The organism is Serratia sp. 201 (assembly GCF_037027545.1).
In the GTDB taxonomy this organism is placed as follows: Bacteria; Pseudomonadota; Gammaproteobacteria; order Enterobacterales; family Enterobacteriaceae; genus Serratia; species Serratia bockelmannii.
In genome coordinates this window covers 104,069-126,141 of record NZ_JAXCHC010000001.1, presented here as the reverse complement: position 1 = coordinate 126,141, position 22,073 = coordinate 104,069, and the positions used below count along the sequence as shown (strand labels likewise).

At 59.3% G+C, this 22,073-nt stretch carries 27 protein-coding genes; 11 read left to right on the top strand and 16 right to left on the bottom strand.

All coding sequences use genetic code 11. The annotated features are described in order from the left end of the window. Nucleotides 1-108 precede the first annotated feature (108 nt). Entirely contained in the window at nt 109-570 is a 462-nt protein-coding gene (locus WA302_RS00780) for a GNAT family N-acetyltransferase (protein ID WP_025301716.1), read from the top strand. On the opposite strand, the gene WA302_RS00775 is transcribed toward WA302_RS00780, so the two are convergent. Continuing rightward, nucleotides 571-1,128: a class I SAM-dependent methyltransferase gene (locus WA302_RS00775; protein ID WP_025301715.1), complete on the bottom strand. Its 558-nt coding sequence runs from the start codon at nt 1,126-1,128 to the stop codon at nt 571-573. Between the two features lie 240 nt (nt 1,129-1,368). After that, nucleotides 1,369-1,653 (bottom strand): YdgH/BhsA/McbA-like domain containing protein, encoded by a 285-nt coding sequence (locus WA302_RS00770; protein ID WP_004940519.1) that lies wholly within the window; start codon nt 1,651-1,653, stop codon nt 1,369-1,371. Nucleotides 1,654-1,962: 309 nt separating this feature from the next. Here WA302_RS00770 and WA302_RS00765 point away from each other — a divergent pair, with 309 nt between their 5' ends. After that, a complete protein-coding gene (locus WA302_RS00765) occupies nt 1,963-3,138 on the top strand; it encodes a low temperature requirement protein A (protein WP_043135588.1) in 1,176 nt (391 codons plus the stop codon). Between the two features lie 200 nt (nt 3,139-3,338). Here WA302_RS00765 and WA302_RS00760 read toward each other — a convergent pair whose 3' ends face one another. After that, entirely contained in the window at nt 3,339-4,700 is a 1,362-nt protein-coding gene (locus tag WA302_RS00760) for an esterase-like activity of phytase family protein (RefSeq protein WP_043135586.1), read from the bottom strand. Nucleotides 4,701-5,126: 426 nt separating this feature from the next. Between WA302_RS00760 and aqpZ the strand changes: the two genes are divergently transcribed. Continuing rightward, nucleotides 5,127-5,822, top strand: a complete 696-nt coding sequence (aqpZ, locus tag WA302_RS00755; RefSeq protein WP_197827871.1) for an aquaporin Z — start codon at nt 5,127-5,129, stop codon at nt 5,820-5,822. A gap of 57 nt (nt 5,823-5,879) precedes the next feature. On the opposite strand, the gene WA302_RS00750 is transcribed toward aqpZ, so the two are convergent. Continuing rightward, nucleotides 5,880-6,650, bottom strand: a complete 771-nt coding sequence (locus tag WA302_RS00750) for a class I SAM-dependent methyltransferase (protein WP_025301711.1) — start codon at nt 6,648-6,650, stop codon at nt 5,880-5,882. 118 nt (nt 6,651-6,768) lie between these two features. On the opposite strand from WA302_RS00750, the gene WA302_RS00745 reads away from it, so the two are divergent. The 3 genes from WA302_RS00745 to WA302_RS00735 all read left to right on the top strand — a co-directional run bounded on the left by WA302_RS00745 (nt 6,769) and on the right by WA302_RS00735 (nt 9,054). Continuing rightward, entirely contained in the window at nt 6,769-7,572 is an 804-nt protein-coding gene (locus WA302_RS00745; RefSeq protein WP_025301710.1) for a helix-turn-helix transcriptional regulator, read from the top strand. A 107-nt stretch (nt 7,573-7,679) separates the two neighbouring features. Beyond that, complete coding sequence (locus WA302_RS00740) at nt 7,680-8,411, top strand: DUF2076 domain-containing protein (RefSeq protein ID WP_025301709.1); 732 nt, start codon at nt 7,680-7,682, stop codon at nt 8,409-8,411. A 94-nt stretch (nt 8,412-8,505) separates the two neighbouring features. Next, a complete protein-coding gene (locus WA302_RS00735) occupies nt 8,506-9,054 on the top strand; it encodes a GNAT family N-acetyltransferase (protein ID WP_043135584.1) in 549 nt (182 codons plus the stop codon). On the opposite strand, the gene WA302_RS00730 is transcribed toward WA302_RS00735, so the two are convergent. The 5 genes from WA302_RS00730 to WA302_RS00710 form a co-directional block, all read right to left on the bottom strand. After that, nucleotides 9,045-9,296 (bottom strand): hypothetical protein, encoded by a 252-nt coding sequence (locus WA302_RS00730; RefSeq protein ID WP_025301707.1) that lies wholly within the window; start codon nt 9,294-9,296, stop codon nt 9,045-9,047. The genes WA302_RS00735 and WA302_RS00730 overlap by 10 nt on opposite strands. 86 nt (nt 9,297-9,382) lie before the next feature. After that, nucleotides 9,383-9,835, bottom strand: a complete 453-nt coding sequence (locus tag WA302_RS00725; protein WP_025301706.1) for a thiol-disulfide oxidoreductase DCC family protein — start codon at nt 9,833-9,835, stop codon at nt 9,383-9,385. Between the two features lie 75 nt (nt 9,836-9,910). Continuing rightward, nucleotides 9,911-10,240 (bottom strand): hypothetical protein, encoded by a 330-nt coding sequence (locus WA302_RS00720; RefSeq protein ID WP_197819366.1) that lies wholly within the window; start codon nt 10,238-10,240, stop codon nt 9,911-9,913. Nucleotides 10,241-10,394: 154 nt separating this feature from the next. After that, the gene (ycaC, locus tag WA302_RS00715; protein WP_025301704.1) at nt 10,395-11,021 is read right to left on the bottom strand and encodes an isochorismate family cysteine hydrolase YcaC; all 627 of its coding nucleotides are present in this window, start codon (nt 11,019-11,021) and stop codon (nt 10,395-10,397) included. 116 nt (nt 11,022-11,137) lie between these two features. Then, complete coding sequence (locus WA302_RS00710; RefSeq protein WP_016928920.1) at nt 11,138-12,019, bottom strand: pirin family protein; 882 nt, start codon at nt 12,017-12,019, stop codon at nt 11,138-11,140. 125 nt (nt 12,020-12,144) lie between these two features. Here WA302_RS00710 and WA302_RS00705 point away from each other — a divergent pair, with 125 nt between their 5' ends. Then, nucleotides 12,145-13,053: a LysR family transcriptional regulator gene (locus WA302_RS00705; RefSeq protein ID WP_043135578.1), complete on the top strand. Its 909-nt coding sequence runs from the start codon at nt 12,145-12,147 to the stop codon at nt 13,051-13,053. Here the strand turns inward: WA302_RS00705 and WA302_RS00700 are convergent, their stop codons facing one another. Continuing rightward, nucleotides 13,054-13,437, bottom strand: coding sequence for a VOC family protein (locus tag WA302_RS00700; RefSeq protein WP_025301702.1), 384 nt, complete (start codon nt 13,435-13,437; stop codon nt 13,054-13,056). Nucleotides 13,438-13,439: 2 nt separating this feature from the next. Next, a complete protein-coding gene (locus tag WA302_RS00695) occupies nt 13,440-14,222 on the bottom strand; it encodes a DeoR/GlpR family DNA-binding transcription regulator (protein ID WP_043135576.1) in 783 nt (260 codons plus the stop codon). A 138-nt stretch (nt 14,223-14,360) separates the two neighbouring features. On the opposite strand from WA302_RS00695, the gene WA302_RS00690 reads away from it, so the two are divergent. Then, nucleotides 14,361-15,050, top strand: coding sequence for a transporter (locus WA302_RS00690; RefSeq protein ID WP_049206228.1), 690 nt, complete (start codon nt 14,361-14,363; stop codon nt 15,048-15,050). A 106-nt stretch (nt 15,051-15,156) separates the two neighbouring features. Then, a complete protein-coding gene (locus tag WA302_RS00685) occupies nt 15,157-15,780 on the top strand; it encodes a hypothetical protein (RefSeq protein ID WP_197827873.1) in 624 nt (207 codons plus the stop codon). Between the two features lie 36 nt (nt 15,781-15,816). On the opposite strand, the gene WA302_RS00680 is transcribed toward WA302_RS00685, so the two are convergent. From WA302_RS00680 to WA302_RS00665, 4 genes are all read right to left on the bottom strand, one after another. Beyond that, on the bottom strand, nt 15,817-16,080 hold the full coding sequence (locus tag WA302_RS00680; protein ID WP_197823860.1) for a putative hemolysin: 264 nt from the start codon (nt 16,078-16,080) through the stop codon (nt 15,817-15,819). 50 nt (nt 16,081-16,130) lie between these two features. Beyond that, complete coding sequence (locus WA302_RS00675) at nt 16,131-16,619, bottom strand: DUF2501 domain-containing protein (RefSeq protein ID WP_015376789.1); 489 nt, start codon at nt 16,617-16,619, stop codon at nt 16,131-16,133. A 126-nt stretch (nt 16,620-16,745) separates the two neighbouring features. After that, nucleotides 16,746-17,336 carry a lipid IV(A) palmitoyltransferase PagP gene (gene pagP, locus WA302_RS00670; protein ID WP_025301698.1) on the bottom strand — a complete coding sequence of 197 codons (591 nt, stop codon included), beginning with the start codon at nt 17,334-17,336 and terminating at the stop codon, nt 16,746-16,748. Nucleotides 17,337-17,544: 208 nt separating this feature from the next. Beyond that, on the bottom strand, nt 17,545-17,973 hold the full coding sequence (locus WA302_RS00665) for a universal stress protein (RefSeq protein WP_025301697.1): 429 nt from the start codon (nt 17,971-17,973) through the stop codon (nt 17,545-17,547). Between the two features lie 674 nt (nt 17,974-18,647). Here WA302_RS00665 and WA302_RS00660 point away from each other — a divergent pair. Further along, entirely contained in the window at nt 18,648-20,327 is a 1,680-nt protein-coding gene (locus tag WA302_RS00660) for an alpha-keto acid decarboxylase family protein (RefSeq protein WP_197827875.1), read from the top strand. Nucleotides 20,328-20,380: 53 nt separating this feature from the next. Here the strand turns inward: WA302_RS00660 and WA302_RS00655 are convergent, their stop codons facing one another. Beyond that, nucleotides 20,381-21,484, bottom strand: coding sequence for a DUF1615 domain-containing protein (locus WA302_RS00655; protein WP_315903105.1), 1,104 nt, complete (start codon nt 21,482-21,484; stop codon nt 20,381-20,383). Between the two features lie 129 nt (nt 21,485-21,613). Here WA302_RS00655 and WA302_RS00650 point away from each other — a divergent pair, with 129 nt between their 5' ends. After that, nucleotides 21,614-22,027: a GNAT family N-acetyltransferase gene (locus WA302_RS00650; RefSeq protein ID WP_197827877.1), complete on the top strand. Its 414-nt coding sequence runs from the start codon at nt 21,614-21,616 to the stop codon at nt 22,025-22,027. The last annotated feature ends 46 nt before the right edge of the window (nt 22,028-22,073 follow it).

Sequence of the window (22,073 nt, the reverse complement as noted above, 5' to 3'; positions counted from 1 at the left end):
GCGGCAAACACGGCGAAACCGCTAAAATAACGGCTTTAAAAAGTTAAAAAAATGGCGGGGAAATCGGTTAAATAGAACGGGGAAACAGCTAAAAACCGGGAGACCTCCATGACTCAACGCATCATTCCGCTGTCGGAGTGCCCGCAGTTTGCCGATGTGTGCGCCGCCTGGGCCTTCGGCCAATGGGGCTCACAGCGCGGCGGTTCGCTGGAGCGCACCCAGTTGCGCTTCGCCCACTGCAGCCGGCCAAGCGACGATCACCTGACGCTGATGATGATCGACGGCGATCGTCCGGTGGGCATGGCCAGCCTGTGGCCCAGCGACGATCATCAGCGCCAGGATCTCACCCCATGGCTGGCCGGCGTCTTCGTGCATCCCGATCACCGCCGCAAGGGCATCGCCCACCGTCTTGAGATGGCCATCGTCGAGGCGGCGCGGCAACGCCATCACTCGGTTTTGCATCTCATCACCGACAAATCGGAAGCGCTGTACGCCGGCTGGGGTTGGCATCCCGTGGAACGCCGGCGGCAGCATGACGAAGAAGTGGTAGTAATGGCGAAAACGCTGTAGCTAACGCGGCGTACAAACATACACCAGCGCCGGCGGGAAGTTGCGCACCACCCGCAGGCGCTTCCAGTGAAAATAGCGGGACAGCAATTTTTCCGACAGGTGGCTGTATTGAAACAACACCAGCGTGCCGTTGCGCGCCAGCAGCCGCTGCCGGGCCTGCTGAAGAATGCGCACGCTGATCCTGACCGGGATCGACAGCAGCGGCAGGCAGGAAAACACCACGTCGTAATCCGTGGCCATTTGGGTCGCCGAATGGGGCATCACCTGCAGCCGCCGATCGTCTATCCCCCGCAGCCGATGCACGAAATGCGGTTGAATTTCGAAAGCCTCCAGCGCCGCATCGGCGCGCATCCGCCCCAGGATGCGTTTGGTCAGTACGCCGTCCGCCGCGCCCAGCTCCGCGATCGACAGCGCACGGGTCCATTCAATCTGGTTCAGCATCGCCTGGCACAGCCACGGGGAAGAAGGCGCCAGCGTACCGACGGTGCGCGGTGAAGCCATAAATTGCTGCAAGTAAGCGAAGTGATTCATCAGTTGCAGCCGGGTCGCATTTAACATTGAGGCCTCCTTGGGTTAAGCCCCCAATGTGAGCCGAATTTCTTAAGTAATCATTAACATGATTCCGAAAGCGGCAGACACAGTTGTAATAAAATGCGACCTCAGCCACGACGGCACAAAGAAAAACGGTCGTAATAATGACCTGAAAATAAGCCGTTTATGCGCCGACTGTTCAGATAATTATTACGACCGTTTATTTTATTGGCCACGTTGCCGTGGCCAGAGAGTAACAATCAACGCTTAGCGATAAATTTCCGCATTGCCGCGCCAGTTACTGGAGTCCCCGGGGGTGTCCAGGCCGATAATGCGGTAATGGCTGGCGCCGTCCGCCGCGGCTTTTTCTTTCAGGGCGGTGATGGCGTCATGCGGTGAGCCGCTAATGCCGGAAACCGACACGACGCCGATGCTTTGCAGATTGGCGGCCTGCTCGCTGTTGACCTGTTTCACCGACGACAGCGGCGCGGCGAAAGTGGAGAAGGAAGCGGCGGCGATCAATACGGCTGCGATGCTTGGGATAAGTTTCATGATTGACTCCAGGTGTTCTTGTTTATTAGCTCGTTGTCAGTGATGTTAATTATCCGCTAGCCAATGAAAACGGACGTCATGCAACGTAAAGAACATCAATCATTGTGAGGAGAATAAGGAGGATATGAGTGCGAGTGTGTATTTTCAGGCAGGAATGACTTTATTGAGTTCACCTTACCCCTATTTGATGAACAATTAAAGACAGGGCGAAAGAAAGAACGCACGCCGCCGCTATTTAAGATTTTTTACCCGCCGAGGCGCGCTGAGCTACGCTGATTTTGTGGCTTACCCTTTTAAGGAAGAACGCTTATGTCGCAAAACCTGCTGCGCGTGCGTGACGGTCAGGGCGCTTCGGTCTCATTCTCCGAACTGCTGTTCGATCTGATCTACGTTTTCGCCGTGACCCAACTTTCCCACTATCTGTTGCATCACCTGACGCTGACCGGCGCGCTGGAAACCCTGCTGCTGTGGTTCGCCGTCTGGCTGGCCTGGCAATACACCGCCTGGGTCACCAACTGGTTCAATCCCGATACCCGTCAGATCCGCCTGCTGCTGTTCGCGATCATGCTGCTAGGGCTGTTCGCCGCCGCCGCGCTGCCACAGGCGTTTGGCGAACGCGGTCTGATCTTCGCGCTGTTCTACGTCGCCATTCAGGTTGGCCGCTCCGTCACGGTGCTACGCCTGCTGGCGCCCGATCATCCGTTAAAACAAAACTTTCGCCGCATTCTCGGTTGGCTGTGCATCTCCGCCGTCTTCTGGATCGTCGGTGGGCTGGCAGAAGGCAATGCCCGCCTGGCGCTGTGGGCGATCGCCGTCTTGTGCGAATACGTCTCGCCGATGTTCGGCTTCCGTTTACCGGTCCTGGGGCGCTCGGACAGCAGCAGCGAATGGACCATCGAAGGCCACCATCTGGCAGAACGTTGCCAGCTGTTCGTGATCGTGGCGCTGGGAGAAACCATTCTGATCACCGGCGCTACCCTGAGCGAGATGGAAAGCTGGAGTCTGCCGGTGCTCATCGCCTCGCTGGTGGCCTTTCTCGGCAGCCTGGCGATGTGGTGGGTTTACTTCGACACCAGCAGCAAAGCCGGCAGCCACGCCATCAGCCAGGCGGAAAACCCCGGCCAACTGGGCGCTTATTTCCATTATGTGCACGTCGCGCTGGTGGGGGCGATCATCGTCTGCGCCGTGGCCAACGAGCTGGTGATCGCCCATCCCGACGGCCGCATCCAACACGCCACGGCGGCGGTGCTGCTGCTCGGCCCGGCGATTTACCTGTTCGCCAACGCGCTGTACAAACGGCTGGTGTATCACCGTTTTCCGCTGTCGCACCTGGTTGGGCTGCTGGCGCTGGCGGTATTGGCCCCTATCGCCTATTTAACCGATCTGCTGATGGTCAATGGCCTGACGACGCTGATCATGGTGATGGTGGCGGTGTGGGAGAGCATCTCGCGCGGCAGAGCGCCGCAGCAGCATGCGGAAGCCTGACACAAACGGGGGCGCTATCGCCCCCGCTGTGAGATTGATGACAAACCTCATGCCATTGCCGGGTTTGCAAAGAGCAGCGGATAAAAAACAAGGAAAATCAATTTATTGATTTTCGGCTGATGGCCACAAAGGAGGAAAAACCACGTTTTTTCCTCCTTTGTCAACGGTCTGAAGGGGGCGCTATCGCCCCCCTATCTCGGTCACTTCAAGGGTTGCGGCAAGGTGAGCACCCAAAGCTCACTCAGCGATTCCGGCTGCTCCAGAGGGCGCAATTCGATGCGGGCGTCGGTTTTGTCGCCTTCGAGGCTCAACCGCCCTCCTTTCTCCAGCTGATAGTCACCGATTTTCTTGCTCTTTGGCGACGCATCCACCAGCTTGGCCTGCAAGCCGAAATCGTTGTCATTGATCACCGCCAGCGTGCGATCGTCGATCAGCGCCAACCCTTCCGCTTTCTCCTGGCGCCAACCCAACTGACGCAGATCTGCCACTTCCCGTTTCTGCGCCAGCTTCACGCCGCGTTTAGCCAGATCTTTCGCATCATCGAACTCCAGCGCTTTACCCTGGCCGTCAAACGCGCTCAGATCGCTGGCCTGCGCGAGATCCACCAGATAGATCTTGTTGATCATCGTCTTTTCTTTACCGGTTCCCTGTTCAATCAACAGGATGCGCTGGTTGTCCAACGCCACGACATCGCCAATTTTGGCGTCTTTGGCTTTTTTATAGCTGTCGATATCGATGGGATAGCCGTACATCGCGGTTTTGCCACTGCGCGGATCGAAGCTCACCAGCCGGGTAAACTGCGCCTTGTTTTTGCTTTTGCCGTCGACATCCAGCGTGCTCTGCACCGCCGCCAGAATGCGCCCATCCGGCATCCGGGTCAGCCCCTCAAAACCGCGGTTAGGCTGGCGCCACTTCAGGATGTTCGGTAACCCGCTCGCCACCGCCTGCTCGCCGGCCTGCGGCGTTGGGCCATATTTGGCGAGGATTTTACCTTTGCCGTCGACATGGATCAGAAACGGGCCGTACTCATCGCACAGCCAATAACCGCCGTTACCGTCACCGATGATGCCTTCGGTATCCAACCCGCGGCGATCGCCGGACAGCGGTTGCAGCGCGTCGTTCAACGCCACTTCGTTCGTGGAACCAATCAGCTCACTCGGCAGCGGCAGCCCGCTAATCGGCCCTTTTTCGTCATGCAAGGGCCGCGCATTCTCGGCCACGGCCTTGCCGCCGCCGATACGAATGTCCATCAACAGAGGCGTGAATTGCGGATTGGCGAAAATCTTGGCCTCTTGCTTGCCTACCGCCGGGGCATCGGCATTCGGGCCGCGATCGGTCAGCGTCGTCAGCACCAAATCGTCGCCCTGCTTCTTGTTGAACATCAACCCGGAGCCGATCCCCACCGGCAACCCCTGCGGGAAATGCTTGGCGAACGCCCCCTGATAGGCGACGCGTTCCCCACCGGGGAAGCCGACCACATAACGCGCCACCTCAATGTCGGCAGCGTGGGCCAATACAGGAAACAGTGAAGCCAACAGCAGGGAGAGCGATTTTATTTTCATATTTGTTACCCGAGGTTAAATGAAGCGTTGTCAGGCAGAAGACGATATTAATTTAGCATGACACTTAGATGACAATAGGCAATTCGTCAAATGCACATCAGGCAATAAGGTTGGCTGGCAAATAGAAATTAGCAATTAACCTGAGCGTATTGAATGGAGAAAACCGCTGGAAAAAACCGCCCGGAAATAACCCGTCATTTTGCTTAGGGTAAATTCTGATAACAAAGATAAAAAAATCGGCAAACGCGCGTCAACACGGCGAAAAACGGTGTTTTTCTCATAGACAAAATAAAATACCAGGGATTTAATACCGCCGTTATTCAAGGTGCATTAAGAAAATTCTATAGAATATCTGCATGAACTGAAAAAGCTGTTCTATAGTTTTTAGTGCTAACGCCCGTTAGTCAATTCCGCAGGATGGAATCTATGTCAAAGCGACTTTTTGCTGAATTTTTTGGCACATTTTGGTTGGTGTTTGGTGGTTGTGGTAGCGCAGTATTAGCAGCGGCATTCCCACAACTGGGTATTGGTTTCCTCGGCGTCGCGCTCGCTTTCGGTCTGACCGTGGTGACGATGGCCTATGCCGTCGGCCATATTTCCGGCGGGCACTTTAACCCGGCGATCACCGTCGGCTTATTCGCCGGCGGCCGTTTCGCGGCGAAAGACGTGATCCCTTACGTGATCGCACAGGTGATCGGCGGTATCGCCGCAGCGGCGGTGCTGTATCTGATCGCCAGCGGCAACGCCGGTTTCGACGCCACCGCGGGCGGTTTCGCCTCCAACGGTTACGGCGAACACTCACCGGGCGGTTATTCTCTGCAATCAGCCATCGTGATTGAGCTGGTGCTGACGGCCTTCTTCCTGATCGTTATTCATGGCGTAACCGACAAGCGCGCGCCGGCAGGCTTTGCCCCGCTGGCGATCGGCCTGACGCTGACGCTGATCCACCTGATCAGCATCCCGGTGACCAACACCTCCGTCAACCCGGCGCGCAGCACCGGCGTAGCGATCTTCCAGGGCACCTGGGCGCTGCAGCAGCTGTGGGTGTTCTGGCTGGTGCCGCTGGTCGGCGGCATTATCGGCGGCCTGATCTACCGCTGCCTGCTGGAAGACAAAAAATAAGCGTATCGCAGTCGATCGCGTTTCACGGGGCAGCCTTCATCGGCTGCCCCGTTGCTTTCAGCCCTTCGTCACTTCAAACATCATGATATCGCTGGTAAAGGAGCCATCCAGCTGAATCGCGAAATGCTCCGCCACCTCTTGCGACACGCTTTGCTGCAGCGCGCGGATCGCGGTGACGAAATGCGCCGGGGTGCGCATGCGCGCCACCCAGCTGTCGAACTCCAGCATCAATCGATCCGACGTCACCTCACGCACCACCAGCCCGGCTTCGGTCAATAACGCCAGCCACTCGCCTGGCGCATAGTTGCGCACATGCGAGGTATCACGCAGCACTTCCACGGTTTGCAGGTAGATATCCAGCAGCGGATGCCCCGGCGAGACCACGTCCATAAAGATCGCGCTGCCGCCCGGTTTGAGCACCCGCCTGACCTCACGCAGCGCCTGGCCGACATCGTGCCAGTGGTGCGCCGAATAGCGGCTGATGACCAGATCGAAGCTGGCGTCCTCAAACGGCAAAGACTCCGCCACGCCTTGCTGCAGCTGAATGTTACCCAGGCCTTTTTCCGCCGCCGCCTGCTTCACCACCGCCAGCATTTGCGCCGACAGATCGTAGGCCACCACCTGCGCCACCCTGGCCGCCGCGGTGAAGCTGGCATGCCCGGCGCCGCAGCCCAAATCGAGCAGACGCGCGTCGGCATGCGGCGCCAGTAACTGCGCGAGGCGTTGCAAATCCTTGCCCTGCGCATGTACCGCGCTGGTTAAGTAGGCGTTGGCCTGCTCGCCGAACTGCCGGTCTACCGCGTTTTTATGGCTGTTGCTGTTGCTCATGTTTGCTCCTGTTATTATCCGGCTTGCGCCTGTGCCTGAAGGCTTTTCGGCTACTATAATCAGGCTACTATACGGGTACAATATGAGCAGTTATCCTGGTATAAATAGGTACCACGCTATGTCATCAGAAGCCTTATCCGGGCCAAAAGCCCTCGGCGCATTTCTGCGCGCGCACCGCGAACGCATCACGCCGGAAATGATCGGCCTGCCTAGCTCTTCGCGCCGCCGCACCAGCGGCCTGCGCCGCGAAGAACTGGCGCAAATCAGCGGCATCAGCGCCACCTGGTATACCTGGATCGAACAGGGCCGCGAGGTGTCTATTTCCCCCTATACGCTGGCACGCATCGCCAAAGCGCTGCGGCTCGGCCCGGCCGAACGCCACTACCTGTTTACCCTGGCGCGCATCGCCGATCCCGAGCAGGAAGCGCACCGCGAAACCGCCAACGACGCGGTGCTGCAAAGCGTGCATCAGATGACGGTGCCCTGCTATCTGCTGGACGTGACCTGGAACGTCGTCGCCTGGAACCCGCAGGCGGCGGCGCTGTTCCGCGGCTGGCTGGATGTGGCCAACAGCCCCAACCTGCTGCACTTCATGTTCTTCCACCCGTTGGCGAAAACGCTGGTCAGCGATTGGGAGGAACGCGCTCGCCGCGTGGTGGCCGAGTTTCGCGCCGAGACCAGCCATCATCAAAATACCGAAGAGATGCGCGCCTTCGTGCGCAACATGACGCACAACAGCGCGGACTTTAATCACTGGTGGAAGCAACATGACGTGATGGCGCGCGAAGGCGGCGAAAGAGCGTTCGAACATCCTCAGCAAGGCGCACTGCGCTATCGCCAACTCACCTTCCATCCGGCGGAGCACGCCGGTCTGAAGCTGGTGATGCTGATCCCGCTGCCGCAATTGGTAACAAATTCATAGGCAGGTTTACCCGCCATTTATTTATTGGTTCATGTAAACGCGCTAGGGTGATTGTTACCGATGATAGTCATCATCCAGCAACGTTATTTATCTCCCGAGGTACGCCTATGCAATCCGAAGAACAACGCCTTATCGATGGTCTGTTTGGCCGCCTGAAAGAAGCCGAGACCAAGACGGGCCCACGGGATCTCCAGGCAGAGCAGCAAATCAACCAGCATATTCGCGAGCAGCCTTCCGCCCCTTATTACATGGCGCAGGCGATGATCATTCAGGAAGCAGCGCTCAAGCAGATGGACCAGCGGGTCAAAGATCTGGAAGCCCAGGTCGCGCAGCTGCAGCAAACTGCCCACGGCCAGCAAAGCAGCGGCGGTTTCCTGGCCGGTCTGTTTGGCGGCGGCAGCCGCACGCCAAGCCCGCGCGAACAGTATCAGGCGCAGCAGCAAAATACGGCGGCCTGGAACAACGCGCAGCAACAGCCTCAGCAACCGGCCTATGCCCAACCGCAACAGGCGGCGCCTTCACGTGCCGGCGGCTTCCTGGGCGGCGCCTTGCAAACGGCGGCGGGCGTCGCCGGCGGCGTGGTATTGGCCGACATGCTGACCGGCATGTTCCGCCATTCGCAGCCGCAGGAAATCGTGAATATTATCGAAGAAACCCCGGCGCCGCTGGACGACAGCGCGATGCGCAATTTCGACGCCTCCAACAACCTTGATACCTTCAACAACGGCGACGGTGGCAGCTTCCTGAACCAGGACAACGGCTTCCAGAACGCCAACTATCAGGACGACACGGACTACGCCGACGACGATTACAGCGACGACGACGACTCCTTCCTGTAATGCCCTCTCCCCCTCTCACCCGCAGAGGGGGATTTCCCGTTTCGCCAATCTGGTCTACAGTGAACACTGTTCATTTATCCAGCGGAGAGAAACGATGACAAGCTTTAATCCTTCCACCCCTTTCTTCAGCGAACGCCTGCAGATGCGCCCACCGGTAATGGCGGACCTCGCACGTTTCTACGCCATCTTTGGCGATCCGCAAACGCAGCGTTTCAATCCCGCCGGCCCACTCACCAGCGAAGCGCAGGCCGCATCGGCGCTGCACGAGAGGATTGCCGGGTGGCAACAACACGGTTACGGTTCCTGGGCGATCGCTCTGCGCGAACGGCCGGATTGGATTATCGGCTTTGGCGGATTGTCCCGGAAACCGCTCGGGGCGCAGCGCACCGTGAACCTCGGCTATCGCTTCGATACTCGCGTCTGGGGCATGGGATTGGCCACCGAGATGGCGCGGGCTTCGCTGCAATACGGTTTTGTCGGATTGGCGCTGGAGGAGATTTCCGCCATTGTACGTGCGGAGAATCAGGCCTCGTGGCGAGTATTGGAAAAGGTCGGTTTACGGCGGGTGGATACGCTGGATGACGTGCCCGGCGCAGCGCCGAGCCTGGTGTATACGCTAAAGCGCGGCGACTATCAGGGTTGATCGTCGCTGATTTTGGCCAACGCCATGCGGTAAGATTTGACCTTCTGACGCTTTTTCAACCAGGTGGTGGTAGACACGATGAACACCGCGCCCGACATCGCCAACACGCCGGTCGGGTGGCCGTAAAACACCATCAAGGCAAAGTACACGGCGGAAACGATCGCCACCCATTTCGCCGTATTGCCCATGTCGTTCTTCTCCTGGGTCAAACGGCGGATGTGCTCTTCTTCACTGATTCCCATACGCGCTCCTTGTTGGCTGAACGTTCCATTATATGGAGCTGGAGTGTTGATATTTCAAGCGGTTGGATGGTAAAGAAGCGTAAAGCTCAGGCCGGCGGTTCCTGCCGCCGGGGCAGATAACGCCCGGGCTGATCGGTGCCCGGCAGGCCGGTGCCGTCGTTGCGGCCAAACAGCCGGTAGCGATTGCCGGCGACCGCATCATAGACCTTGTCCGCCAGTCGCGGCGGCAGGTAACGCGCCAGCGCCAGTACGCGGTACGGCCATCCCACTTGACGCAGCGCCTGAAACAACGCCGCCGAACGTAGCCAACAGCGCCCCTGCTCAACATAGACCACGGAATCGAAACGATCGGTAGGCAATCCCAGCGCCTGCAGGATCGCCTGCCCTTCGGCGGATTGCACCGTCGCCAACAGAATGCGCCGCTGCCGATCGGCGCGAATAAGATACCTCACCAGCCCGTGACACAGATTACATTCGCCGTCGAACAACAGCGCGCGATCGCCGGGCTGGAGATAAGGCAGATGTGATAAAGGGGTCATCCCGCCTCCCGAAAAACGCTCGCCTTAGCCTAACGCGCCTAGCGCGCCCAGGCCAGAGCGGGATGACAGGGCGTGTTAAGGCGCGGGCGGTGCGTCAGGCACCGCCACTACCGCGACGCGTACCTCGTAATGTTTGGCGCTGCCCGCCGGGATCACCGCCGTCAGTTTGTTGATGGTTTCCACCGGATTGTCGCTGGCCGCGGTGGCGCAGAACAGCTCGCCGCCGTGGCAGAACCCCGGCTTGGGCGGGTGCCCGCCCGGGAAAGGCGGCATGCGCATCGGTTCACCCGCCACAGGCGGCAACGCTTTGGCCGCAGGCGCCTCGGGGGCAGACATCGCGCTCGCGCTGAATAACAGCGCCATGCCCATGCAGGGCAGCGCCAGGATCTTGATTGCTTGTTTCATTGAATTAGCCTCATTTGCCGGGTTCGGGATTACGCTACCCCGCCCCCGGCCCATGAGAAAGCCGCTTTTCGCTACCTTTTCGCCCCGCTGCGCTTTGCTTACATCCCGCGTCTAACGTGATGAAAGGCGAAAGGTTGGGTAAAGGGCCGTCGCGTTACTTGCCGTTCGTCAGCGTGTTGTAGCTGGTCATCAGATTGCGGTAGTCCGGGATATGGTTGGAGAACAGCGCGCCCAGCCCTTCGATGTCATTGCGCCAGTCGCGGTGCAGCTCGCAGGCGACGCCGAACCAGGTCATCAACTGCGCGCCGGCGGCCTCCATGCGGCTCCAGGCCGACTGACGCGTCAACTCATTGAAGGTGCCGGAGGCGTCGGTCACCACAAAGACCTCGAAACCTTCATTGAGCGCCGACAGCGCCGGGAATGCCACGCACACTTCGGTTACTACGCCGGCGATGATCAGTTGCTTGCGGCCGGTGGCTTTTACCGCCTTGACGAAGTCGTCGTTGTCCCAGGCGTTGATCTGGCCAGGGCGAGGAATGAAGGGAGCATCGGGGAATTGGGCTTTCAGTTCCGGCACCAGCGGGCCGTTGGGACCGTTTTCGAAACTGGTGGTAAGAATGGTCGGCAGGTTGAAGTATTTCGCTAAATCACCCAGCGCCAGAACGTTGTTTTTAAACCGATCGGGATCGATATCACGCACCAGCGAAAGCAGCCCTGCCTGATGATCCACCAGCAATACGGCGGCCTGGTCTTTGTCGAGGCGCTTGTAGTTTGCAGTCATGGTTTTACTCCTGTGGGGTTGATGTTGCGGATGAAACGCCCCGCCTTGCGGCGGGGCGTTGAGGTTTAAGTGTAGCGCCTGAGCCGGGGAACACGGCCCGCCCCAGGCGCCAAAGTTCAACCGGCGCTCGCTTCGGCGTTCATGCTGCCGAACTTGCCGCTGTTGAAATCGCGGAACGCCTGCTGGATTTCCGCGTCGCTGTTCATGACGAACGGGCCGTAGCCGACGATAGGCTCATCGATCGGTTCGCCGCTCAGCACCAGCAGTGCGACGTCGTTGTTGGCTTCGATGGTGATCGAATCCCCCGCCCGGTCGAAACGCACCATTTGGGTTTCGCGCACCACGTCTTCGCCGTTGACCAGGATCGCACCGTGCAACATCACCAGCGCCAGCGTATGGCCTTCTTTCACCGTCAGCGTGGTGGTATGGCCGGCATTCAGCTTCATGTCCCACACGTTGAGCGGGCTGAAAGTGCGTGCCGGGCCGGCGTGGCCGCCAAAGTCACCGGCAATCACCCGCACCTGCCCGGCGCCGTCCGCCAGCGGAACCACAGGAATATCGGCGTTCAGCAGCGTCTGGTAACCCGGCTCGGCCATTTTGTCCTTGGCCGGCAGGTTAACCCACAGCTGCACCATTTCCATGGTGCCGCCCTTGCGCGAGAAGTCCCGAGAATGGAACTCTTCGTGCAGAATGCCAGAGGCGGCGGTCATCCACTGGACGTCGCCGGGGCCAATCACCCCACCGCTGCCGGTCGAGTCGCGGTGTTCCACTTCGCCCTGATAGACGATGGTCACCGTTTCAAACCCGCGATGCGGGTGCTGACCCACGCCACGAGTGCCGGAGGCGGAGCGGAATTTGGTTGGCGCTGCGTGATCCAGCAGCAAGAACGGGCTCATTTCCGCCCCCAAATCGTTATAAGAGAACAGCGAATTCACCAGGAAACCGTTACCGACCCAATGTGCTTCCGGGCTGTTGTGAATACCGAGGATTTTTTTCATCTTGAACTCCCGTTTCAGACCTCACGGCCTTAAGTTGATGTCAGAAGTTTAATCCGCCGGGGTTTGCTGCAGTAGTAGGCAAGATGTACACTCAGCGTTCTACTGATAGAACGATAAGGGATGCGATGCTGACCGATCTGAACGACCTGTTTTTCTTCGCCAGCGTGGTCGATCACCAGGGATTCGCCCCCGCCGGCCGGGCGCTGGGCATTCCCAAATCCAAGCTCAGCCGCCGCGTGGCGCTGCTGGAAGAGCGGTTGGGCGTGCGCCTTATCCAGCGCTCGACGCGGCGCTTCTCGGTGACCGAGCTCGGCCAAACCTATTACGCGCACTGCAAGGCGATGCTGGTGGAAGCGGAAGCGGCGCAGCAAGCGATCGAGCAGACCCGCGCCGAACCCTGCGGCACAGTGCGCATGTCCTGCCCGGTGGCGATCTTGCACACCCGCGTCGGCAGCATGGTGGCAGCTTTTATGGCCGATTACCCCAAGGTGACGGTGCATCTGGAGGCCACCAACCGCCGGGTGGACGTGGTGGGGGAAGGGTTGGATCTGGCGATCCGCGTACGGCCGCCGCCGCTGGAGGACAGCGATCTGGTGCTGAAGATCCTCGCGCAGCGCACCTGGTGCGTCGCCGCCAGCCCGGCGCTGGTGCGCACCCTCGGGCCGGCGCAAACGCCGGAAGACCTGCGTAAATACCCGACGCTCGATCTCGGCCCGGCGCGTGCTCAGCACCAATGGCGGCTGACCGGCCCGCAGGGTGAACGGGTGGAGTGGGAACACACGCCGCGGCTGGTCACCGACGACATGCTGATGCTGCGTACCGCCGCCATCGCCGGCGCCGGCATCGTTCAGCTACCGGCGATGATGATGCGCGACGACATGCTGCGCGGCGAGCTGGTGCAACTGTTGCCGGGCTGGCAGCCACAGGGCGGCGTGGTGCACGCAGTCTACCCATCGCGCCGCGGCCTGCTGCCGGCAGTGCGGCTGCTGCTCGACTATCTGGGGGAGCAGTTCGCCAGCATTGAAGAAGAGTGATCAGGCGGTGATTTCGATCGCGTTGCCATCCGGATCGCGAATGACGGCCTCGTAGAAGCCGTCGCCGGTCCAGCGCGGCGCAGACAGCAAAATGCCCTCCTGCTGTGCGCGCTGCGCCAACCGATCGACCTGCCGCTCATCCCCCAGCGACAGCGCGATGTGCGCCCAACCGACCCGCTCCTCCTGCGCCTGCGCCGGCAGCAACGTCGGCACGCACATGATCTCCAGCGACGGCCCGGCCGCCAAGCTGACGAAGCGGGAAACGAACCCCGGCCGGTTGCGGCTGACATACTCCTCCCCCGCTTCACCGTTGAAATAGCGCTGCCAGAACGCCAGCTGCGCGTCGATGTCATGGGTCCACAGGGCAACATGGGCTATTTTCATCATCATTCTCCGATCGATAAATCGCTGTGCCAGATCTGGCCGCCGCCTTGCGCCACCTGCAACTCAAGCTGCGGGTGCGCGCCGCGCGCCGTCACCAGATGATCTACCCGCCCGGCGGGCAGGAAGGGGTAAGGGGCATAGGTATTGAGTTTGTCGCGGGTGCACAGCACCGCCACGCTGCCGGCGCGCGTCAGCAAGCGCTTTTTGAACGTGGCGTCCTGATAGCTCAATGCGGAAAAGCCACCGGCCGGGTCGTATGCGCAGATGCCGGTGAACACCAGATCGAAATGGAACCCGTCTATCTCTTCCGCCGCCTTGGCGTCCACGCAGCCGCCGACCTGCGCATCCAGTTCGCCGCCGATCAGGATGGTGCGGATCCCCGGCCGTTCCAGCATTTTGCCGGCGATGCTCAACGCATTAGTTACCACCGTCAAACGCCGATCGCGTGGCAACAGCTCTGCCAGATACAGGTGGGAGCTGCCGGCATCGAGGAAGATCAGCTGTTCTTCGCCGATCACCCCCAGCGCGGTCTGCGCCAACGCCAGCTTCTCATCGCCGCTGAGGGCAATGCGCGCCGTCATGGGGCCTTCGGCCGGGGTCGGCGCCAGCGCACCGCCATAGATGCGTTTGCACAGGTTCTGCGCCGCCAACTGGCGCAGATCGCGGCGGATGGTCGCTTCGGTGGTATTCAGCCGCTGCGCCATCTCCAGGGCCAGCACCCGCCCCTGTTGGCGAAGCGTGTCGAGAATGGCCTGATGGCGCTCATTCGGTAACAGTTTGGACATCATGTCAATCCGGCGATGCTAAAGTGATCATGAATGTACACAAACGTACATAATCGAACAATCACTTTTTTCGCCACGCCTAAGCGGTGGCACTCGTCTAGACTCAAAGCGACATCACCATTAAGGGATTATGACGCGATGACCTCCGCCGTGCTTTATACGCTGTTTCCCGCCGCAGCCACCGTCGTCGGCGCAGCGGTGGCGCTCTATCGCCGCCCCGGTGACGCCGCAATGCGCGTCATCCATCACTTTACCGCCGGCATCGTTTTCGCCGCCGCCGCCACCGAAATCCTGCCCGATCTCAAGCAGCAGTCGCCTGTGGCGGTGTTGCTGGGCGGCGCTGCGGGGGTGCTGTTAATGCTGCTGGTTCGGCGGCTGGGTGAAAAAGCGCAGGGGCCGGTCGGTTTTATCGCCGCGGTCGGCGTCGATATCTTTATCGATGGGCTGGTGCTGGGCATTGCCTTCGCGGCCGGCGCCAAAGCCGGCCTGCTGTTGACGCTGGCGTTAACGCTGGAAGTGCTGTTCCTCGGATTATCGATCGTCGGCGATTTGAAAGACTTTCTCGGCAGGCGGCTGCGTGCCATGGCGGCGATAGTCGGCCTGGCGCTGCTGCTGCCCATCGGTGGCCTGCTGGGGGCGCCGGTGGCCATGCTGGGCACATTTTGGCTGACCGCCTTTTTGGCCTTTGGCCTGATCGCCCTGCTCTACCTGGTGACCGAGGAGTTGCTGGTCGAAGCGCATGAGGGCGGGAAAGAGACACCGTTCGCCACCGCGATGTTCTTTGCCGGCTTCCTGCTGCTGTTGTTGCTAGAGGAAGGTTTGGGGTAAAAAAACGGGAATTTCATGGCGTATGCCGCCCGATGGCAACGCTTTGGCTATACTGTGGCAAGCGAAGTTACCGCAGACGTAACGGCTTGGGCGTAAAGGGAAAACGATGTTATTGACGATCGCAAGGTGGCTGTTTCAACTCCCCGGGAAGCTGTTCGGGCTGATTTTCAAAAATCGCCTGAGGATATTTTTGTTCTTCATGCTGGTCGCCCTCGCGGTGCTCGGCGCCAAGCGCTATCTGCGCGCCCACCAATATGGTGACGAGTTCAGCCTCAGCCTCGCCGCCCCCACCGATTACAACCGCGCAATAAAGCGCGAAATGCCGCTGCGCGAGGCGCGCGAACAGTGCGGTGGGCCGCTGCACGACAATGCCGGACAGCCGTGGCCCGCCTCAGCCGGTTATCTGCATCAGCCGACGAGGCTGCCCGCGACCGGTCTGCATCGGCTGACGCTGGATAATCAGGGCAACAATTTCGCGGTGCTGGTCAAGCTGGAAACGCCGGCGGCGCCGCAGCAGCTGGCGGAAGTCTTTATTCCCCCCGCCGGCAGCTTCGAGGTAAAAATCAATGCGGACGCGGAACACGTCATGAAAATCAAGAACATCAAGACCGGCTGCATGTTCCGCTCCCGGCCGTTCAACCTGGATAAACAGAGCGATTGGCGCATGCCGCTGACGCTACAGAAGAACGGCAGTCTGCAGCTGCAGTCGATAGGCGATCGCCAATTCTGATCGGGCGCCGGGCAGAAAGAGCCGGCGCCGCGAGGATTACTTTTTCACCGGGTGATCGCGGCGGAACAGCTCCCAACTTTCTATTTCCTGCCCATTCGGCAAGGTACAGGTGGAATACTGGCCTGCCGCATTCTCTTTGGCGTTCAGCTTGCCGCCGATTTTGGTGCAATACACGTCGGCCGGGTTCGCCATGCCGATCGGTTTCACCTGCGGCGGTGGCGGCGCCTCGTTGGATTTCACGGAACACCCCTGCAACATCGTCATCCCTGCCAGCAGGGAAAGCATCAACGTTTTTTTCATTTTTCCAGCTTATGCAAAAACGAACGGCGGAGCACTCCGCCGTTCGCTCATCATGAAATAAAGGATTTGCCCTGCTTCAGCACCAGATCGCAGGCTTTTTGCTTCACCTTCTCGGTGATCTGCGAGGTGCCCAGGCTGTTCAGATCCAGGCTCTTGCCTTCGCCGGTCTGCAGCAAGCCGCCCAGACCCTGCTGATAATCCTGGCTCTTGGCGTTTTCGGTGCTGGTGATGCCCAGCTTGCTGAGCAGCTGATCTTTCACCCCTTCGGCGCCGTTAGCCGACAGCACGTTGTTTTTCACGCAGTACTGCAGGATACCGGCGGCATTGGTCATGCTGCTGGAGCTCAGCGCCTTGTCGCCGCCGTTCAGCAGGCCGGTCAGCGAGGAGAGCGACATGCCGCCGCTGCTGTCGCCGCCCGACTTGCTCAGTTCGCCCGCCGCGCTGCTGAGAGAATCCATCAGCCCGGCGGCCTGGGTGGCGCCGCTGGCCAGGGTCGCGGACAGCGCCAAGGCCAACAGTAAACGATGTTTGGTGATCATAGTGGTGAAACTCCTGTAATAACGGCATGCGATCGGCGCAGCGCGCCGGGATACCCTTCCGACGCCGCCGACGGCGACAAGTTCCTTTTATCTCGCCACCGCGCCGTTTTTCGGAATTCAGGAAGTTTAGAACTGCCAGCGCAGCCAGGCGAAGAACACGTTGCCGTTGTTATAGGTACCGGGAATGTAGGTCGCCTGGAACGTCAGCCGCTGATAGCCGATAGAGGCCAGCGGCAGCGGCGCCGGAATAGGGATGTATTTCCAGTTGTCGCGCGCGGTGACGCTGGCGGTGAAGCCCAGCCCCAGGCGGAAATCCTTGTCATCCAGCGGGCGCCAGATCTTCTCGTAGGCGTAACCACCGATCGGCTCCCATTTGTTGAAGGAGTCCTTGAACGCCATGATGTAGATGCCGTGCCAGTCACCGTCGCTGTCGTAGCGGGAGATGCCGTAACCGGCGCCCCACGGGCGCTCGTTGTACTTATCGATATGTTCATCATCGTAAGTCCAACGGTTGTGCCAGGTGATGGCCGGGATATAGAGATCGTGGTTAGGCGAGTTGTTCCAGGTCTCCGCCACGTTATCGGTAAAACGCTGCCATAGACCCGGTTTTTCAGCCTGTGCGGTATTGCCACTTTCTGTACCAACCTCAGCGTAAGAAGGCAGTGCAGGAAATATCAACGCCAGAGAACATGCCAAAAGAGTCCGTTTGAGAAACATCGTAAAGCTCCTGTAAAAATACGGCCGCAGATTCTTACCGATAGCCCAGGCAAGATCAAGCTGTATCTAATTTATCCAACGCCCGTTGTGCTTTGGTTAAGTTTAGCACCGGAATATTCCCAATAATTTTTAACAGGTTGCACCGGTTTCCCCTATGCTATCGCCTTTAGGAGGGCAAAACCGTGGGAAAAGTCCGCTTTGTCGTTCGCTACTCGCGGGCCAGGTGCTTGACCAATACATCGACATCGAGGCGGTTCACAAATTCCAGAGAATATGAGGAATAGAGGCCGAACAGGCGGTTTTGGTGCCCGACCACCACCAGATCGATGCCAGCCTGATGAATGAAATCGCTCACGTCCTTAAAGCGCCGGATGGTGACGATTTCCTTGACCGCAACCGGCGCCTCGACGGCGCTCACCAGCCGGCTCAGCATCGCCTTGGCGGCGATCACCTCCTGCGCCTGGCGATCTTTGACCAGCGCATCGCTGCCGTACTCCAGCTCGGCGTAGTCGGCGTTAAGGTGGCCGACGGTGAGGGCGATCGGCAGCCCGCGCACCATCGCCACCGTTTGACGCAGCAACGGCAGCCCGTCACGCTCATCATGAATCAGTACCAGAATATGTCGATAGCTTTTCATCGCAGTTCCCCCCACAGACCAGTACCGCTTGGACATCATCCCCTCTGGTAGGTATACGTCATCTGCGCGCACGTAGAGAAAAGTTTACGTATCACTTCCTACGGAATGTGATGGCCACCACGTTATATTAATGCCCGTGACGGCACATTTTAGCGCCGGCCCGACGTGGCGCGCACTACAGTGCCCGTAAAGCAAAGCTGACGGAAAAAGGCGGACAAAAAACGATCGTTGTTAATTTTTTGTTTTTGATTGGTTACAAGGTGGTTTCATGAAATAAGCGTGCGGCGGATCACCAAAATCCCCCTTTACGCCAGGTTCTGCTTTTCTTTCCCAGGCAAAAAGCGTTACGCCACCCGATGGGATTTAACGCGGCGTCAAAAGTACCGGATGACTCACCCTACATCACGATAAATGCCAATGCGCCGCCGCTTCTCTAGCGATATACCGACAATGAAAAATACCGTCTCTTTCCAATATCCAATACCCCTACTTTTTATGTATTACTCAATCGCGTAAAGCGCCGAATACAAACCGCCTATTCACCGGCCGCCCCCCTTATCTTGAACAAGCTGAGACTTTAAATAACTGTTAATGCTAACGACACAACATCGCCAGCAATTTATTTTTGCTGATTTTCGCCTGACAAAATAAAGATAAATAATCCGGAGCAATCAATGAAAATAACTATCGGGTCATTCATTCTGCAACAGCTTCACGCCCTGAACGTCGATCGTATTTATGGCGTGCCCGGCGACTATAACCTCAGCCTGCTGGAGCTGCTGGAAAACGACGAGCGGCTGGCGTTTGTCGGCAACTGCAATGAATTGAACGCCTCCTACGCCGCCGACGGTTACGCCCGCATGAAAGGCGCCGGCGCGCTGATCGTCACCTACGGCGTCGGCGATCTGGCCGCGCTGTCCGGCATCGCCGGGGCCTATGCCGAATCTTCGCCGGTTATCTGCATCGCCGGCACGCCGCCGCTGCATGCGATGAAGAATCATCAGCTCTTGCACCATACCCTGGGCGATGGGAATTTCGACAACGTCATGAACTGCTTTAAACAATTCACCGTCGCTCAGGCTCTGATCACGCCGGAAAATGCCGCACAAGAAATACCACGCGTTATTTCCCGCGCCTGGATAGAGAAGAAACCGGTGTATTTACAGCTGCCGTCGGATATTTGCGATGTGGAAATTGAAATCGCCGCGGCGGCGACGGCACCGCAATTACCGGCCAGCGATAAATACAATGTGCAATTAGCGGCGATGGCGCTGTTAACCAAAATCAAACGCGCACAGCGCCCAATCATGTTGGTCGATCAAATGGTGGATCGCTACCAGTTGCAGCAGTTGGTCATCGCGGTCGCTCACCGCTTCGCCATTCCGCTGACCAATATGCCCACCGCCAAATGTATTATCCCGGAAAACACCGCCGGTTGGATGGGCGGCTACAGCGGCAATCTGTCGCGCCCCGAACTGTATGAACACATGGCCCACTCGGACTGCGTGCTGAGCTTCGGCGTACGTCTGGTAGACTCCACCACCGGCTATTTCTCGCAGCAAATTCCCGCCGCCGCTCAGGTGGATATTCAGCCGTTTTCGATGAAACTGGACAACACCTCCTACCCAGCGGTAGCGACGGCGGATCTGCTGCAGGCACTGCTGGATCTGAGCGAAGACGCGCCGGCGCAGTGTTTATCACCGCTGGCCGATCCCCGTGAGAAGCTGGCGACGCCGAGCGACGCGCCTATCGACCAGGCCTATCTGTGGCGACGCATCCAACGCTTCATCCAGGCGGATGACGTGGTAGTGGTGGAAAACGGCACCTCAGGCGCGGCCATCGGCGGCATGCGCATGCCAGGGGGCGTCAAGGTGGTCAACCAACCGATTTGGGGCTCGATCGGTTATACCCTGCCGGCGCTGCTCGGCACCCTGATGGCGGCGCCGGAGCGCCGCCACCTGCTGTTCATCGGCGACGGCTCCTTCCAGCTCACCGCGCAGGAAGTGTCTACCCTGCTGCGCTGCGAGCAAAAGCCGATCATCTTCCTGATCAACAACGACGGCTACACCATTGAACGCTATATCCTCGGCGAAAACTCGTCTTACAACGACATCAGCCCGTGGGACTACGCCAAACTGCCGGCGGTATTGAATACCCAGGCGCAGCCGTTCAGCGTGGCGGTGGAAACCACGCAACAGCTGGAAATGGCCCTGGAACACGCCTCGCGGCAGGATCGGCTGGCGTTTATCGAGGTGAAAGTGCCGATGATGGACACGCCACCGGTGATGAAAGAGTTCTGTAACCGCTGCAACAGCTTTAACTTTGGCCTGACCAACCCGCGTCGCAGCGCCTGATGCGCGATCGCGCCGCCGGTGGTTCAGGAAACCGGCGGCGTTTTTTTATGCCGTTACCCGCCGGCGCGCGCCATGCAGCGCTGGCGGCGTTCGTCCACCCGCTTGGCGAACCAGGCGGTGGTCAGCTTGCGGGTGATTTTCGGGCTCTCCAGCTGGATACCCGGCAGCATCTCGCGCGGCAGCTTGCCGCCCGCCAGCGCATAGACCTTCTTATACAGCTCGGTGTCGGCAAAGCCGGCCGTGTCGCCTTTCTCCAGCGCCCGGCGAATGGCGCTGTCGCTCATGTTCAGGCGCTTGCCGAGCGTGCGCACCGCCAGCTCGGTCGAACCGGGCTTGTCGCTGCCAAAGTCGATCAGATCGCCGTCCAGCGCCAGCGGAATGGCGCTCGCCCGGCTGACCGCGTTTTGGAACGCCGCGTTGCGGCTGGCGTACCAGCCGGCGTTGAAGTCGGCGAAGCGGTAAATCGGCCGGCTGTAATCGGCCGGGTACCCCAGCAAATGCATAATGCCGAAGTACATACCGCCGCGCCGGCTGAAAACTTCGCGGCGAATCGAGCCGTCGACCGGATAAGGGTACCCTTTGGCGTGCACCTCGGCGAAGGCGATGCTCACCTGCATCGGGCCGCCGGTATGTACCGGATTTAAATGGCCGAACAGCTTCTGCCCCATCGGCACGCGGTCGATCATGTCATCGAAGATATCGCTCAGATCCTTCTCGGTGCGCACCTTATCCAGCCGCTCGCTGTAGCTCTGGCCGTTCGACGACGAAATCTTCAATGCGGTGTGCACCAAAAAGTTCGGGATGTGCATCTGATCGGCGCGGCGGTCGATCTCCTTCCAAGCGATCTTCGGCAGCCCCGGCACCTGCGGGTTAGCCTGGAACGTCGACTCCTGTTCGGTCACCGCCAGCACCGAACACAGGTTCTCATCGCTAGGCTCGATGCCCTGCGCGGCGAAGGCGGCGGTAATATCGGTAGCCCAGCCCTGCCGATCGCCGGCGTTGGCCGGGATCAGCATCATCAGCCGGGCTTTGACGTCGGCGGGGCGCGCCGCCGGTGCCGTGGTGGTGGTTTTGCTGGTACAGCCCGCCAGCGCCAGCAGCGCGGCCAGGCTTAGCAAACGGAAGGGCATCGGGTGGAATAAACGAAGTATCGGCATCTTTTCCCTGAACGTGATGACATGAACAGCACTGAAATTAGCCCAGCCGCCGCGCACAATCCAGTATAAATATACCCGTTCCGCCGCACAGGTGGGCCGGGAAATACCCAACAACGCAGGGAGAACAAAATGATCGAACTCAAAGAAATGACGGCGCAGGAACTGGATCACTACCGTAAATACGGGGTAAAGGCTTACGCAGACGATTTGGCGCGTTCGTTTCAGCTCAGCCAGGAACACGCGTTGATCGAGGCCGAAGCCAATTTCAAACGAGGGCTGGCGATGCCCGGCCAACGGTTGGTATGCGCGAGGCTGCCGAATGTCGAGGACAGCATCGCCACCGTCTGGTACGCCATTGAGCAACGAACCTTCGGTAAGCAGCTGTTTATCTATGATTTTGAAGTGACACACGCCTGGCGTGGCAAAGGCTATGGCGAGCGGGTACTAAATGCGGTGCTGGACGCGGCGAGAGCACAGGGGGCGGAATATGCCGAACTGACGGTGTTCAACGATAATCCGACGGCCGCGCGCCTGTATTCCTAGTTAGGTTTCGATGCTGTCACCACCCGTATGCGCCGCCGTTTGTAGC